This is a genomic window from Mycoplasma tullyi (assembly GCF_014068355.1).
GTDB lineage: Bacteria > Bacillota_I > Bacilli_A > Mycoplasmatales > Mycoplasmoidaceae > Mycoplasmoides > Mycoplasmoides tullyi.
Genome location: NZ_CP059674.1, coordinates 308,664 through 323,392 on the forward strand (window position 1 = coordinate 308,664; position 14,729 = coordinate 323,392).

Annotated in this window: 16 protein-coding genes; 12 read left to right on the forward strand and 4 right to left on the reverse strand. The window is 31.3% G+C overall.

Annotated elements, in window-relative coordinates; translation table 4 throughout:
- The first annotated feature begins 308 nt into the window (after positions 1-308).
- Together H3143_RS01320 and H3143_RS01325 are read left to right on the forward strand one after the other, a co-directional pair.
- Positions 309-1,325 (forward strand): ABC transporter ATP-binding protein, encoded by a 1,017-nt coding sequence (locus tag H3143_RS01320; RefSeq protein WP_182079030.1) that lies wholly within the window; start codon positions 309-311, stop codon positions 1,323-1,325.
- Positions 1,325-2,431 carry an ABC transporter permease gene (locus H3143_RS01325; RefSeq protein ID WP_182079031.1) on the forward strand — a complete coding sequence of 369 codons (1,107 nt, stop codon included), beginning with the start codon at positions 1,325-1,327 and terminating at the stop codon, positions 2,429-2,431. Before H3143_RS01320 ends, H3143_RS01325 begins: the two co-directional genes overlap by 1 nt.
- 138 nt (positions 2,432-2,569) lie before the next feature.
- Here H3143_RS01325 and H3143_RS01330 read toward each other — a convergent pair whose 3' ends face one another.
- From H3143_RS01330 to glyA, 4 genes are all read right to left on the reverse strand, one after another.
- Complete coding sequence (locus H3143_RS01330; protein ID WP_182079032.1) at positions 2,570-3,007, reverse strand: Ohr family peroxiredoxin; 438 nt, start codon at positions 3,005-3,007, stop codon at positions 2,570-2,572.
- A gap of 76 nt (positions 3,008-3,083) precedes the next feature.
- The gene (gene ffh / locus H3143_RS01335; RefSeq protein ID WP_182079033.1) at positions 3,084-4,421 is read right to left on the reverse strand and encodes a signal recognition particle protein; all 1,338 of its coding nucleotides are present in this window, start codon (positions 4,419-4,421) and stop codon (positions 3,084-3,086) included.
- A 5-nt stretch (positions 4,422-4,426) separates the two neighbouring features.
- Positions 4,427-5,674, reverse strand: coding sequence for a tyrosine--tRNA ligase (tyrS, locus tag H3143_RS01340; RefSeq protein ID WP_182079034.1), 1,248 nt, complete (start codon positions 5,672-5,674; stop codon positions 4,427-4,429).
- A 69-nt stretch (positions 5,675-5,743) separates the two neighbouring features.
- Complete coding sequence (gene glyA, locus H3143_RS01345; protein WP_182079035.1) at positions 5,744-6,973, reverse strand: serine hydroxymethyltransferase; 1,230 nt, start codon at positions 6,971-6,973, stop codon at positions 5,744-5,746.
- 169 nt (positions 6,974-7,142) lie between these two features.
- Between glyA and rplM the strand changes: the two genes are divergently transcribed.
- The 10 genes from rplM (at position 7,143) to atpH (ending at position 14,727) form a co-directional block, all read left to right on the forward strand.
- A complete protein-coding gene (rplM, locus tag H3143_RS01350; protein WP_182079036.1) occupies positions 7,143-7,586 on the forward strand; it encodes a 50S ribosomal protein L13 in 444 nt (147 codons plus the stop codon).
- A complete protein-coding gene (gene rpsI / locus H3143_RS01355; protein WP_182079037.1) occupies positions 7,586-7,978 on the forward strand; it encodes a 30S ribosomal protein S9 in 393 nt (130 codons plus the stop codon). Before rplM ends, rpsI begins: the two co-directional genes overlap by 1 nt.
- Before the next feature lie 53 nt (positions 7,979-8,031).
- A complete protein-coding gene (gene ispG, locus H3143_RS01360; protein WP_182079038.1) occupies positions 8,032-9,111 on the forward strand; it encodes a flavodoxin-dependent (E)-4-hydroxy-3-methylbut-2-enyl-diphosphate synthase in 1,080 nt (359 codons plus the stop codon).
- 3 nt (positions 9,112-9,114) lie between these two features.
- Complete coding sequence (gene upp, locus H3143_RS01365; protein WP_182079039.1) at positions 9,115-9,747, forward strand: uracil phosphoribosyltransferase; 633 nt, start codon at positions 9,115-9,117, stop codon at positions 9,745-9,747.
- 129 nt (positions 9,748-9,876) lie between these two features.
- Complete coding sequence (locus H3143_RS01370) at positions 9,877-11,631, forward strand: MIP family Ig-specific serine endopeptidase (RefSeq protein WP_182079040.1); 1,755 nt, start codon at positions 9,877-9,879, stop codon at positions 11,629-11,631.
- Between the two features lie 186 nt (positions 11,632-11,817).
- A complete protein-coding gene (locus H3143_RS01375; protein ID WP_182079041.1) occupies positions 11,818-12,327 on the forward strand; it encodes an MG406 family protein in 510 nt (169 codons plus the stop codon).
- Complete coding sequence (locus tag H3143_RS01380; RefSeq protein ID WP_182079042.1) at positions 12,290-13,183, forward strand: F0F1 ATP synthase subunit A; 894 nt, start codon at positions 12,290-12,292, stop codon at positions 13,181-13,183. The genes H3143_RS01375 and H3143_RS01380 overlap by 38 nt, the downstream gene beginning before the upstream one ends.
- A 104-nt stretch (positions 13,184-13,287) precedes the next feature.
- Positions 13,288-13,578: a F0F1 ATP synthase subunit C gene (locus tag H3143_RS01385; RefSeq protein WP_182079043.1), complete on the forward strand. Its 291-nt coding sequence runs from the start codon at positions 13,288-13,290 to the stop codon at positions 13,576-13,578.
- Between the two features lie 2 nt (positions 13,579-13,580).
- Positions 13,581-14,177 carry a F0F1 ATP synthase subunit B gene (locus H3143_RS01390; RefSeq protein WP_182079044.1) on the forward strand — a complete coding sequence of 199 codons (597 nt, stop codon included), beginning with the start codon at positions 13,581-13,583 and terminating at the stop codon, positions 14,175-14,177.
- Between the two features lie 4 nt (positions 14,178-14,181).
- Positions 14,182-14,727 (forward strand): ATP synthase F1 subunit delta, encoded by a 546-nt coding sequence (gene atpH / locus H3143_RS01395; RefSeq protein ID WP_182079045.1) that lies wholly within the window; start codon positions 14,182-14,184, stop codon positions 14,725-14,727.
- Positions 14,728-14,729: the final 2 nt, after the last annotated feature.

Consider the following 14,729-nt stretch of genomic DNA (forward strand, 5'->3'; position numbering starts at 1 on the left):
AAACCGTTGTAAATTTCTTGACAATTTATTAATAATTGTTTTTATAATATTTCTGTATTTGATATTTAAGCTCATTCCAAAATATTAAATACTTATTTTTAATCTTAATGACGATACTATAATTTTTTAGATAAGATCTGATAATCAGCAGTTTATCTCTAAGAGCTATTTATTATTAATTAAGCAAATAACAGTTCTAAAAGTATAACTACTTATCGTGTCTTAATGACCTAGAAAATTAGTATTTTTTTGTATTCAAAAAATCATCGTTATTAAGGTTTGATTGTTATAGGCAATTTAACTTATTAATGGAAAATTTAGAAAAAAACGAAGTTATTCTCAAGATTACCAATCTTAATAAAAGTTTTGATAAAAACAAAAAGTATGGTACTAAAAAAGCACTTGATGACCTAACTTTTAAAGTCTATAAGAAACAGTTTTATGGCTTTTTAGGAGTCAATGGTGCTGGTAAAACAACCACCTTAAATATCATCATGGGTCTTTTATCAAAAGACTCTGGTTCGATTGAACTGTTTGGTGAAGAAGTTAAGGGTGATTTTACTAGAATTAGAAACAATATCGGGATTGTCTTTCAAAACTCAATCTTAGATAAAAATCTAAGTGTTTATGAAAACTTGTATTCAAGATTATCTTTGTATAAAAACGAATTTAAAGATAAAACTACTAAACAAGTTGTTGATGAGATGGTAGTTAACTTCAAACTTGAAGATATTATCTCAAAAAGATATGGAAGTCTATCTGGTGGTCAAAGAAGAAGGGTTGATATTGCTAGAGCATTAGCACACAATCCCTCGATCTTATTTTTAGATGAACCAACAACAGGATTAGACCCAATCTCACGTAGAATGGTTTGAGATATCTTAGAAAAACTAAGAATAGAACGTGGATTAACGATCATCTTAACAACTCACTATATGGATGAAGCAGATGGTTGTGATTACACGATTGTAATTAAAAAAGGCAAGAAATTGGCTGAAGGTACACCTGCAGAACTAAAAACTAGATATGCCAAATCATGAGTATTAGTTCAAGATAAAGCAGATCATTCAATTAGAAAACTAATTGAAGAAAAAAACTTAACTTATGAAATTAAGGGTGGTTATTTAAGAGTGGCTTTTGATAGTTATGATCAAGCTCATAAATTTACCCGAGATCATATTGACCTATTAGAAAACTTTGAATTAATCAAAGGCAATATGGAAGATGTTTTTATTAACCTAACTAATGAAGAAAATAAAAAGAATCCAGAAGAAGCTGAAGATAATAAAAAACGCAGTTGATGAAAACTAGGAGGTAAGAAATAATGATGTATGCCAAGTCAACATTTGGAAGCCTGCTAGCTAGAAACATTAAATTATTCTTAAGAAACAAAACTAGATTTTTCTTTATCCTATTAGGTCCAATTATTACTTTATTAGTATTTGTTCTAATAATTAAAAGAAATAGTTTTGATCCTGGTGGTAGAGCAGTTCAGTTTTTAAACTTAAGCTCACTACCTAGAGAATCTCAAACATCGTTAAGAGATCTAGGAGCTGTTGAATTAGTTTATTCAACAGGATTTACTACAGAGATCTCCAACTACATCTTTAATGGGACATTATTATCTGGGTTAATTTCAATTACTGCACTAACTACAGCTGTTCAATTATCTCAAAACATCGTTCAAGACCGTGAAGAAAGAATCTTAGAAGACTTCTTTATTACTCCAACAAAAACAACAACTGTAAGATTATCATACGTAGTTTTTAATATCTTGTTTAATATGCTAATAACTTTATTAGCATTATCATGCATTTACATATATATCGTTGCAAGATTTCCAACTTCTCCGTTTTCTAAACCTGAAACTGTTCTAGCTACAATTGGTGTAACGATCATAATTTGTTTAATTAACTCAGTTTTCTTTGTTTTCATCTTTTCATACATTAAGAAGTTATCAATCTTCTTAGTATTAACAGCTATGGTATCATCTGCTGGTGGTTTTTTAATTGGTGGTTATTTCCCAATTTCATTATTACCAAGAGGATTAAGTGCAGCGATTTCATTAATCCCACAAACTGAAGCAAGTATCTTATTAAATAATGTTGCTTTAAATCATGATATTATTACATCTAATGTTAATACATTAACGGCTGAAAATGTTAGTGTCACATTATCAGATGATTCAACAAAAAATCTCTTAACTTTCTTTATGGATAATGCCCATATGCAAAGAGGACAAGCATTACAAACTGCTAATGAGATTGTGCAAAAACTAACTGATGGAATTAATACTGGAATTAGAGATTATGCTAGAACAAGATTAGTAGGTCAAGATGTTCCACCTTATGTTTCAGTAATTTACAGTGCTGGCTTATTAGGTTTATTTGTATTCTTATTGTTCTTCGTAAAGTATTCTAGAAGACGTTAATTAACTTTTATATGTAAATAGAAAGATTAGGATTAAGCATCCTAATCTTTTTTTTACAAATATCAGTTACGAGAGATAATAAAAATTAACATGGTTAAACCATGTTAATTTTTATTTATATGTTTATATTGATCTCAATTAGTGAGCAACGTCCATGCCGTTAACTCTTAATCAAATGATTTGAGATGGCTTAGCTAATTTAGAGAATGGGCAAGTTTCGTGAGATTGCTTCATTAATTCCTTAGCCTTGTCTTCTGGAAGATCAACAGTTAATGAAATTCCTGCTTTTAATTCGAAAGCCATAGGTTCTTCTTGAGCGTGTAATTGAACAGTTACTTCGATTGGAGCTTCTTTTAAATCAAGACCCATTTTTTTAGAAACAGCAAACACTGCTTGAGAATAACAACTTGCATAACCAGCTGCAAATAATTGTTCAGGGTTTAATCGATCACCATGAGCACCACCCATAGTTTTAGGGAATCCTAAGTTTAATGATAGTTGACCATCACTTGTTTGAACTTGACCTTCTCTACCTGCTTTAGCTAATGCAGAAGTTTCGTAAACTTTTTTGAACATAAATATCCTTTCTTAAATTTTATTTAAGTAGCTATATTATAAAACTGAAATTATATAAAGCTTTATTAATGCTTTTTTAAAATAATGAGCCAAAAGGGTTCTTGTTAGCTTTTAACATTTTTCCGACTTCTTCCATCTTGCCTGAAGCGTTTTGTCAGTCTTTTAATAACTTGTTTAATTCTTCGACTTTTCTACCAGAACCTTTAACGATTCGGTTTTTTCTTGAAGGATTTTTAATTAATAATTTTGGGTTTCTTCGTTCTTTTAATGTCATTGATGACATTAAGATTTTTCAAACGTGAATCTTGTTGGTTGCTTCTTCAACTTTATCTTCACTAATTTTATTAGCAAACCCTGGAAGCATTTTTACTAGTGAACCTAATCCACCCATCTTAGTAATAGATTGAGTTTGTTGTAATAAATCTTCAAGATCCATTCGTCCAGAAAGCATCTTTTCGAAAGTTTTCATAGTTGATTTTTCATCATAAACTTCTTGTGCTTTCTCAGCTAGAGTCATTACGTCACCAAATCCTAGGATTCGATCAGCAATACGTTCAGGATAGAATAACTCAATTGCATCAAGTTTTTCACCACTTGTTGTGAACTTGATTGGAACATTTAAGATTGATCTTAATGATAATGCTGCACCAGCTCTTGCATCGCTATCTAGTTTGGTAATAATGATTCCACTCAGCTTTAGATAATTGTTAAATTCAGTCGCTATATTAATAATTTCTTGACCTGATAGTCCATCTACTACTAAGATGATTTCATCTGGATCAACAGTGTTGCGGATATTAACCAATTCGTTCATTAATTCGACATTAGTTTGTAATCGTCCAGCAGTATCATAAATGATGACATCACATTCTTTTTCTTTAGCGACATCAATCGAATTTTTAGCTGTTTTAACAGGATCTGTTAAACCCTCGTTATAAAACGACATACTGATCTGATCAGCTAAAGTATTAAGTTGATCGATCGCTGCAGGACGATACACGTCTAGTCCAACTAATAAACTGTTTTTTTGTTTTTGCTTATTTAAAAATTTAGCTAATTTAGCTACAGTAGTGGTTTTACCAGAACCTTGTAAACCAACTAACATGATCTTAGTTAACTTCTTATCTGTTTTTAGGGGTTGTTGATCTTTACCTAAGATATTAACAAGCTCATCTTTGATGATCGTTAAGAAATAAGCATGGACATCAGTGTTACGATCTACAGCTTGTCCAATCGCTTTTTCTTTAATTGCTTTAATAAATGTTTTTACGACATTAATGTTTACGTCAGCATCTAATAAAGCAATTCTTATTTCACGTAAAACTTCAGTAAGATCTTCTTCTTTAATTGTTTGATTGATTAGTCTTTTCTTTAACGATTTAGTAACAATCGATGAGATCATTGATTTAAACATATTAATTAACCTTTTCAAACTACGATAAAGTAGTTTTTCTTACCCTTTTTAATAACTGATAATTGTTGATCTTTTTTAATTAAAAGTTGATCTTGTGGATCAGTAACTTTAATATCATCAATTTGAATTGAACCTTGAGAAATTAGTTCACGTAAGATTCTTTTTGAATCTGCCACTTTTGCTTGTGATAAGAAATCAATCATGGTGTACGTCTGATTTCTGTCTAATTCAACTTTGTCAAAGCTTGCAAAAACAACCAGTTTTTCTTGATCTGATAATTGATCTAATTGGTTTTCAAACAAAGCTTTATTCATCTTGTGAACAGTATCTAAATGTTGTTCAGAATGAATGAATTTGATTAGGTAATCTGCTAGATATTTTTGAGCAATCCTTGCTTTTTTATTAGCTAAATGTGCATCAATTACTTCTTGTAATTGATCAAGTGATTCATCTAAAACATAACGATGAATTAGATCAATAATAAACTGATCATCTTGATTATAGATGTATTGTCAGATTAAGTAAGGATGAGTTAATTTTTCATCTAAATAAAGTGCGCCTTGTTCAGATTTACCAAACTTATTACCATTAGGATTAAGTAATAAGTTAAATGTTAACCCACATAAATAAGGTGTTTTCTCTTCCCCATATTTTCTTTTAATTAGATCAATTCCAGTTGTGATATTTCCCCATTGATCAGATCCTCCACACTGAACTTGGACATCGTATTGTTCATACAGACATAAAAAGTCGTGCCCCTGAATTAAGTTGTATGAAAATTCAGCATAAGAGATTCCGTTTTCAATTCTTGAACGAATAAACTCTTTATCTAATAAATAACCAATATTAATTAGTTTTCCCGTATCTCTTAAGAAATTTAAGAGATTCATATTTTGATAAAAATCTATATTGTTAATGATCTTTGCTTGCGTGTAACATTCTAGTTGTACTTTGATTTTATGAGCATTAGCTTGTATTTTTTCATAATCTTGAACTTTACGCTCAGAGGCTTTACCTGATGGATCACCAATCAAACCAGTAGCACCACCAAGGATTGCGTAGGTTTTAAATCCAATTTTTTTAAGATATCGCAATACAATTATTGGTATCAAATTACCTAAATGTAAAGATTCACCACTAGGATCAAAACCAACATAAACACCCTTTTGATTTTTTAGTGCTAGTGCTAGTTTTTCTTCATTAGAAATTTGTTTAATAATATTGCGTTTTTTAAGTTCAGAAATAAAGTCCATAAGATCATTTAATTAATAAGTTTTAGTATCAATGAATTGTGAAATTCAGCGGTTAAAATAAACAAAAAGTTAATAATTGATATCTTGATATATTGGGTATTTATCTGTTAATTTTTTAACTTCAGATTTAACTTTGTTGATCACATCAAGATCACCTTTTGCTTGAATAATCTGATCAATTCAATTAGCAATCTGAACAAAATCAGATTGATTTAATCCTCTTGTTGTCATAGCTGCAGTTCCCAATCTTATTCCACTAGGATTAATTGGTTTATTTTCATCATACGGAATCGTATTTTTGTTAACAACAATGTTAGCTTGGTACAATCAATTTTCAACCAAATCACCGGTTAAATTGAACTTTTTGAATAAATTGATTGTGAATAAATGGTTATCAGTTCCATTAGCGATGATGTCATAACCTTTATCAATAAAAGCTTGACAAAAAGCTTTGTTATTATCAATTACATTTTTGATGTAGGTTTTAAATTCAGGTTGAAGTGCTTCATCAAAGGCAATTGCTTTTGCAGCGACAACGTGCATTAATGGACCACCTAATTCTCCAGGAAAAACTGCACTGTCAATCTTTTTCATTAAATCTTCACGATTAGTTAAGATGATTCCACCGCGCGGACCTTTTAGAGTTTTGTGTGTTGTACTTGTAACGATATCACAATAAGGAACAGGATTTTGGTGATAACCTGCAACAATTAATCCAGCAATATGTGCAATATCAGCCATTAAATAAGCACCAACATGATCAGCGATCTCTCTAAACTTTTTAAAGTCGATTGCTCTTGAATAATTCGAAGCACCACAAACAATTAATTTAGGTTTTACTTCAATCGCTTTTTCTAAGATCTTGTCATAATCTAATAGATAGGTATTTTTATCAACATTATAATGATGAAATTCGTAAATTTTTCCCGAAAAATTTACTTTAGATCCATGGGTTAAATGACCACCATCATTTAATCCCATTGCTAATACTTTATCGTATGGTTTTAATAATGCTAAATATGCTGCTGCATTTGCAGTTGAACCTGAATGAGGTTGAACATTAGCATGGCGTGCACCAAAAAGTTGTTTAAGTTTTTCAATCGCAATTGATTCGATCTGATCCACGTATTCACAACCACCATAATATCTTTTATTTGGTGTTCCTTCAGCATACTTATTAGTTAATACTGATCCAGTGGCTTTTAAAACAGCTTCAGAAACGTAGTTTTCTGAAGCAATCAATTCAATTTGATCTTTTTGTCTTTGTAGTTCTTGATTTATTAGCTTAAAAATATCCATAAGATTGATCTAAATACCGTTTTAGCAATATGTTTATTATAAATAAAGAATATTTGTGATAAAATTTATATGCTTTATGTAGTTTAGTGGCTTCTAAACTATATTTATATTGGGAAAATCAAAACAAAGATTATTTATATTTTAAAGATTAATAATAAGGAAATATAAGATGCAAAAAACAACAATGCAAAAGCCAGTTGTTGCAACAAAAAACCGTAAGTGATATTTAGTTGATGCTTCAGGTTTAGTATTAGGTAGATTAGCAGTTAAAGCTGCCAATCTATTAAGAGGTAAAAACAAACCTGACTTCACACCTAATGTTGATTGTGGTGATTATTTAATTATTTTAAATAGTGATAAAGTTGTTTTGACTGGTAATAAACTAGATAACGAAAAGTGATACCGTCACTCAAACTATATGGGTGGGATTAAATCACGCACTGGACGTGAAATGGTTGATCATTATTCTGACCAATTAGTATATGACGCAATCAGAAGAATGTTACCTAAAAACCGTCTTGCTAAAGACATGATCCGTAAACTAAAAGTTTATAAAAACGATCATCATGAGCATGATGCTCAACAACCAACAAAACTTGATTGGAGTAAATAATGGCTGTAGTAACATTTAAAGGATTAGGTCGAAGAAAATCTTCAACCGCACTAGTTAAGTTAACTCCAGGTTCTGGGAAATTAATTATTAACAATAGAAAAGCTGAAGAATACTTTCCAAACAAGATTGTAATTCAAGATATGCGTCAACCACTTGAAGTAACTCAAACAGCTAGTATTTATGATATTAATGTTGTGGTTACTGGTGGTGGGTTTACTGGACAAGCTGGAGCAATCAGATTAGGAATTGCAAGAGCGCTTGTTAACATGAATCCAGATCTTAAAAAACAATTAAAACAACACAAGTTAGTAACACGTGATGCTCGTGTTAAAGAACGTAAGAAATTCGGATTATACGGTGCTAGAAGAGCGCCTCAATTTACTAAGCGTTAGAGAGTTAAAATCCCTATTTATGGGGATTTTATTTTTATACTTATAAAGATTATATGTATACTAGGACTAAAACTAAAAAAGTTTTTGTTGGTGATGTTCAGATTGGTGGGCAGAATAAGATTATTCTGCAATCCATGACTACAGCTAAAACTAAGCATCTTAAAAAAAGTCTTAAAGAGATTAATGATTTAGTCAATGAAGGCGCTGATCTTGTTAGGATTGCGGTTTTTGATGATGCTGATAAAAGAGCAATTAAAAAAGTAGTTGATCAATCACCTTGTCCGATTATTGCTGATATTCATTTTAATCCAGATTACGCGATTGCAGCAATTAAAGCTGGATGTAAAAAGATTAGATTAAATCCTGGTAACATTAAGTCCAAAGAGAAGTTACGTGAGATTTGCATGTTGGCAAACGAATATAATGTGCCAATCAGAGTGGGAGTGAACTCAGGATCAATTCCATCTGATCTGATGCGTGAGTATGGTGTGACTGCTAATGCGATGATTATTGCTGCACAAAGATATGTGCGGATGTTAAAACGTTATGGTTTTGATAACATTGTGATCTCACTAAAAACCTCAAGTGCATTATTAAGTATGCAAGCTTATGAAATGGGTGCTAAAAAATTCAGTTATCCCTTACATTTAGGGATAACTGAAGCTGGCACATTAATCAATGGAACAGTTAAATCAGTTGCTGGATTAACTCCTCTATTACTTAAAGGGATTGGTGATACGATTCGAATCTCATTATCAACTAATCCTGTTGATGAGATTAAAGTAGCTAAAAAGATGTTGAATTCATTAGGTTTATACGATAATCTAGTTGATGTAGTAGCTTGTCCAACGTGTGGTAGATTAAACTTTGATTTATTCAAAGTTACCAAAGAGATCGAAGAGTTTGTTAAAGATCTTCATTTCCCCTTAAAGGTTTCAATCTTAGGTTGCTCAGTCAATGGACCTGGTGAAGCTAAAGAAGCCGATATTGGGATCGCTGGAGGTAAACAAGAAGGAATTATCTTTAAAAAGGGTGTGGTTGTTAAATCTGTTAAGCAAGAATATCTCGTTGATGAACTAAAGCAAATGATCTTAGAAGAATACGAATTATTTAAAAAGAAAAACGGTAAATAAATTATGAAAAACTTTATCTTTAATCACCCATTAATCTCAGATAAATTATCAAAGATGCGTGATGTTAATACTGGTTACACTTTCTTTAAACAGTTATTAACTGAGATTACTACTTTAATGATGTATGAAGTTGGTAAAGGTTATGAACTAGAAGAGATTAGTGTGACAACCCCACTTGCTACAACAAAAGCACACAAACTAAAACACAATTTCGTGATTGTTCCAATATTAAGAGCAGGTCTTGGAATGGTGGATGGTGTGCATAATGTGATACCAACAGCAAGAGTTGGTCATGTTGGTTTATATCGTGATGAAACTACTTTTCAACCTGTTGAGTATTATTCAAAATTTCCCGAAACTATGGACGATGCACACGTAATCGTATTAGATCCGATGCTGGCAACTGGTGCATCGGTTGTAAAAGCGATCAGCTTAGTTAAAAATAGCAAACCAAATAAACCTCGATCAATTAAATTTATGGGTTTATTAGGAGCACCTGAAGGATTAAAAGTGCTTAATGAAGCTCATCCTGATGTTGATGTTTATTTAGCTTGTTTAGATGAAAAACTGAATGATAAAAATTATATCTACCCTGGATTAGGAGATGCTGGAGATCGAATTTTTGGAACGAAATAAAACCACAAAAATTCTCTAACTGTGTTATTATGTAATAATATATATAGTTATATAAATATATGGTTAGATAGATCAAATTATAGGTGTTAATTTGTTTGTAATCAAGAGAAATTAGCAGTCAAAACAATTATGGGCTTGAGTCGTAAAAAAATCTTTGCATGACCCCTTTTACTCACAGGATTAACAGTTGTATCCACTACTGTTTCATCTTGTGGTATCTTTAATTTTTTCAACAATCTAGCCACACCAAAAGAGCCCGAAAATATTGGACCAACGATCCAAAATCTTAGTGCGTTTTTACCGACTAATGATTATAAGAAGATCTACGATCTTAGCTTTAGTTTTGAATTTAATAACTCAGGTGGTTATAACCCTTCACGATCAATGTCACCTAATGAAGGAGTAACTCCTGATAATGTTAATCGTCCTTATCGTGTATTTGGTACTGGATGATTGTTTGACTGACAAGATCACCCCGTTGATGAAGACGATCCAAGTGCAAAATGAACAGGATATTTTGCAACTAATTTACACGTAGCTGAAGCTTTATTAAACCCTTTAGATAACGAGCACTATCGTCCAGCTTGATATAAAAATGAACTTCCTTTACCAGGGGTTGACCGAACTGTATATTTCAACTTAGGAAAATGGGATGAAGATCTAGCCATTAAAAACAGACACAACCCAAAAGCATTAACCTATTTACCATTAAGTAATTTACCTAAAACGGTTTATGCAGCAACTTCTTTTTATAAAGAAGCACCAAAATGAATTACTCCGATTGCTATGGATAATCCAGGTATAAGAGAGTACATCGATTTTGCTGTTTTAGCAATTACTTTAGATCTTTCATGAACGTATCGGAATGGTCAAAAAGTTTATCGTTATAACGATGAATTCCAACTTTACAAACGTTGAATTATTCCAGCGATGAATATCGCAACATCGTTATGAAATAATAAAGGGCTTTATAACCAACCAGTAACTCCGCCTAATAAAAAAGAAGAAGATGATCCAACAACTGATGAGTTACCTCATTTAGGTTTTTTTGATCGTTCGGATTATGCTAATCCAAACGTGAGTTTAAATAACTTTAGTGTTTATCTTGGTGGATATCCTTATTATTCAAACTGACCAGCAACTCCTCAATACACTAAGTTTAGTGTTCCATCATTAATAAGAAGACAAGTTCCAATAACTAGTGATTCACGAGGTTCTCCTGGTTGAACAATTAACGCATTAAATCCAGGTCAAGTTGATGGTCAAAAGATTGCTACTTCAACTACTTTAAGTTCAAGTGGTGGAATCAGATCGGGAATTTATAACGCTGATATTGCAAGAAACTTCCAACTAGTTTATCGTAATGTTAAATACAAACAATACGGTTATGGATATATTATTCAAAACTCTAACTTATCAGCAGGTTCATCTGGTTCATTAGCATTAACTTCTAACAACCAAGCACTAGGTATTTATTTTGGTACTGTATCAGTTGATGCAACTGATGAAGCAACCTTTGGTTTAGTCGCTTCATTGTTTAATCCAACTCAGATTAATGTTAATGTTGTTACTGGTAATAACGTTTTTGAAACTGATACGATTGAACCTTACGATTTAATTTATGGTAATGATTTAATGACTGATGATTATGGTTCATACGTTAGAGCATTACAATCAATAGGATTATCATCACGTTTATTAACTCAGCTTAAAGAAAATTTAGCAAATAAACCAACTTTATCAGATAAAGATAATCAGCAAGCTGATAAAGTTAACAAATCATCTGATTCAAATAAAAAAGACGAGAAAGATAAAGATACTAAGAGAAACCCATTAGCAGCATTATTATCAGATATCTTTAATCGATTACCAACCTTTAATTAAACCTATAAAACAATTATGATTGGTTTATAACCAATCATTTTTTTATGTATATGTTTGATTTAGTTAACTTAGTCAATTAAAGAAATCTATGTTAATTTCTGAAATTTATTAATTTGACCTATTTACCTATTTATATTTATTAGGCGTATAATTTAAGCGTTCTTTTATAAATATATTTAAGATCAGATGATAGTTGATAAAAAAATCATTAAATACAACTTAATTATTTTTAATGTTTTATCAATCGTTGGTCTAATCGTTTTATTAGGTCTAACGTTTAGTAAAATCATTGGAATTCAATGGGTTTATAGTAGTTTATTAACTGTTGTGTTTTCAAACATTAGTTTAGTCATTGGGTTAATCTTACCCAATCTGCTATACAAAAGTGCAACTAAATTAAAAACAACACAATTCAAAACTGCTCGCTTTGGTTTTTTTATCTTTGGAGTAATAACATTATCTTCACGGCTATTTTGATACGCTGTACCAATTGTAATCATTGGATTTGTTAATAACTGACAATTCCAAGGAGAGGTGTTTAATGTTATCCCTGCTATTGCATGACCACTATCAATGATCGCTGTTCATATCGTAGTTAACTACTGATTATTAAATAAAGAGATTAAAGAACGTAATAAACTTAAGGAATTAAATAACAATGTTGCCACAGGAGATAGTCTACAAGCAGCTTTCTAGTACAGAAACTAGCAATGACTTTCTTAACTTATTAACAACAAAACCACTTGCATCACAAGGGATTGAGTGAACACCACTAATTCCAACTGCTCATGTTCTGTCGATCTTTCTGGTTTTGTTCATGATTGCAATATTAACGACTGTATACTACGTAAGACTAAAAAAACTAAAACCAACCGACCCACCAACTGGTTATGTTTTAGTTGTGCAGTTGTTAATCTTACAATTTGAAAATCTCACAGTAGATTTATTAGGTGAGAAAAACAGGCGACTTAGTTTATTATTTATCGTTATCTTTATCTACATTTTACTTAGTAATTTGTTGTCACTTGTTGGAGGAATTGCAGCCCCTACATCATCATCAACCGTAACGTTTTCATTAGGATTAATGTCATTCTTTGGAACGTTTATTATGGGAGTGAAATACCAAAAGCTAGCTTACTTCAAAGAGTTCTTTGTGATCATTAAGATCAAAAAGAAAACAATCCCTTTAATGATCAACCCATTAAATGTGATTGGCTACTTCGCGCCATTATTATCAATCTCATTACGGCTATGAGGTAATATCTTGGCTGGTTCGATCTTTATTGCTTTATTGTATAGCTTATTTAGAACGATCTTTACATTAGGATCACCAAGTACATTTAGTGCTGGGTTAATCTTTGGGACGTTAGCTGGTGGGTTAGTAATACCGGCATTTCACGTATATTTTGATATCCTAGTCTCAGCAATTCAGGCGTTCGTTTTTGTTTCATTGATGCTGACATATTGATCTCAACCGATCAAAGCAGCTGAAAATGAAGCTGAAGAAAGGCGCCAACAAGAACTAGAAAACCAACAACTAAATATGAAATAATTGCTTAATTGCATTATTTCATCAACCAAATTAAAAAATTTAATTTTTATAAACTTTTAATAAGAAAAAACTTTTAAAAACTACCACTTAAGGAAATAAAAACAATGAATATATTTTTAGTAATCCACGATTTAGTTAACCAAGCAAATGATGTTAATGTAAATATCTCAAACCACGTAGGTGCTTATATTGGTGCTGGGATGGCAATGACTGCAGCTGCTGGTGTGGGTGCTGGTCAAGGGCTTTCATCAGGTTTATGTGCTGTAGCTTTATCACGTAATCCAGAGTTATTACCCAAGATTCAATTATTTTGGATCGTTGGTTCAGCGATCGCTGAATCAAGTGCGATCTATGGGTTAATTATTGCGTTCATTCTAATTTTCGTAGCACGATAGTTATGCGATCTACAAGAGTTAAAAAACTTTTATTATTAAGTTTTAACTTCTTAATAATATCAACAATTGTTTCTTCTTGTTCGATTCCTGAAGAATTACAAGCTAAAACAATTGTTAATGAATTTTTCCCAAACTTTTGGGTTTTTGTTGCTCATACGATCGCATTATCAATCATTATTCTTTTTGGGATCTTTTTATTGTGAAAACCAACTAAACGGTTTTTAGCTAAAAGAAGTGAATTAATCCAAGCTGAAATCAATAATGCTAATGAGATTAAAAAACAAGCGCAAGAATTATTAGATAATGCTAAAAAACAGAAACAAGATGCTGAATTACAAGCTCGTGAGATCATCAATTTAGCAACTAACCAAGCTTATCGATTAAAAAATGATCTTGAAACCGATGCTAAGCGTAAAGCTAACCGCATTATTGAAAACGCTCATGCTGAAATCATTAAACAAGAATCGATCTTAAAACGTGAATTAGAAGATCGAATTGTTGATGTCGCACTTGAAGCTACTTCAACATTGATCCAAAAAAATGTGGCTAAAGAAGATCATGAGCGTTTGGTCAATGAATTATTAAAAAATCTAGATTAAACTTATGGATACTAATATAATGGGTTTTGCTAGAGCTTTAGTTGATCTAGCCCATGAAGAAAACAAAGTGCATTTGTTTTATGACAATCTTAAAGTTGTTTTTGATTTAGTTAAACAAAACCAAGACTTGATGTCATTAATGAATAGTCAAGTTTTATCCAAACATCAAAAACATGAGATTATTGATGTTTTGTTTAAAGAAAACTTAACCCAAACAATCGTAGATTTCTTAAAAGTGGTAATCGATAACCGTGAGTTTTTTAATATCAGAACGATCATTAAAAAGTTCTTTAGAATGATCGAAGAAGAAGAACACACGATCTTTATTAATGTTGTTTCAGCACGTGAATTAAGTGATGAACAAAAGACTTTGTTAGTAGAAAAACTCCATAAGAAGTTTAATTCTCAAGTAAAGATCTTATATCAAACTGATCCACGTTTAATTGCGGGAATTCGCATCCAATCAAATGATCTATTAATTGATAACTCAATTGATGGCAAACTAAAACTACTAAATCATCAACTAAGAACCCTATCCAAGGAAAACTAGAC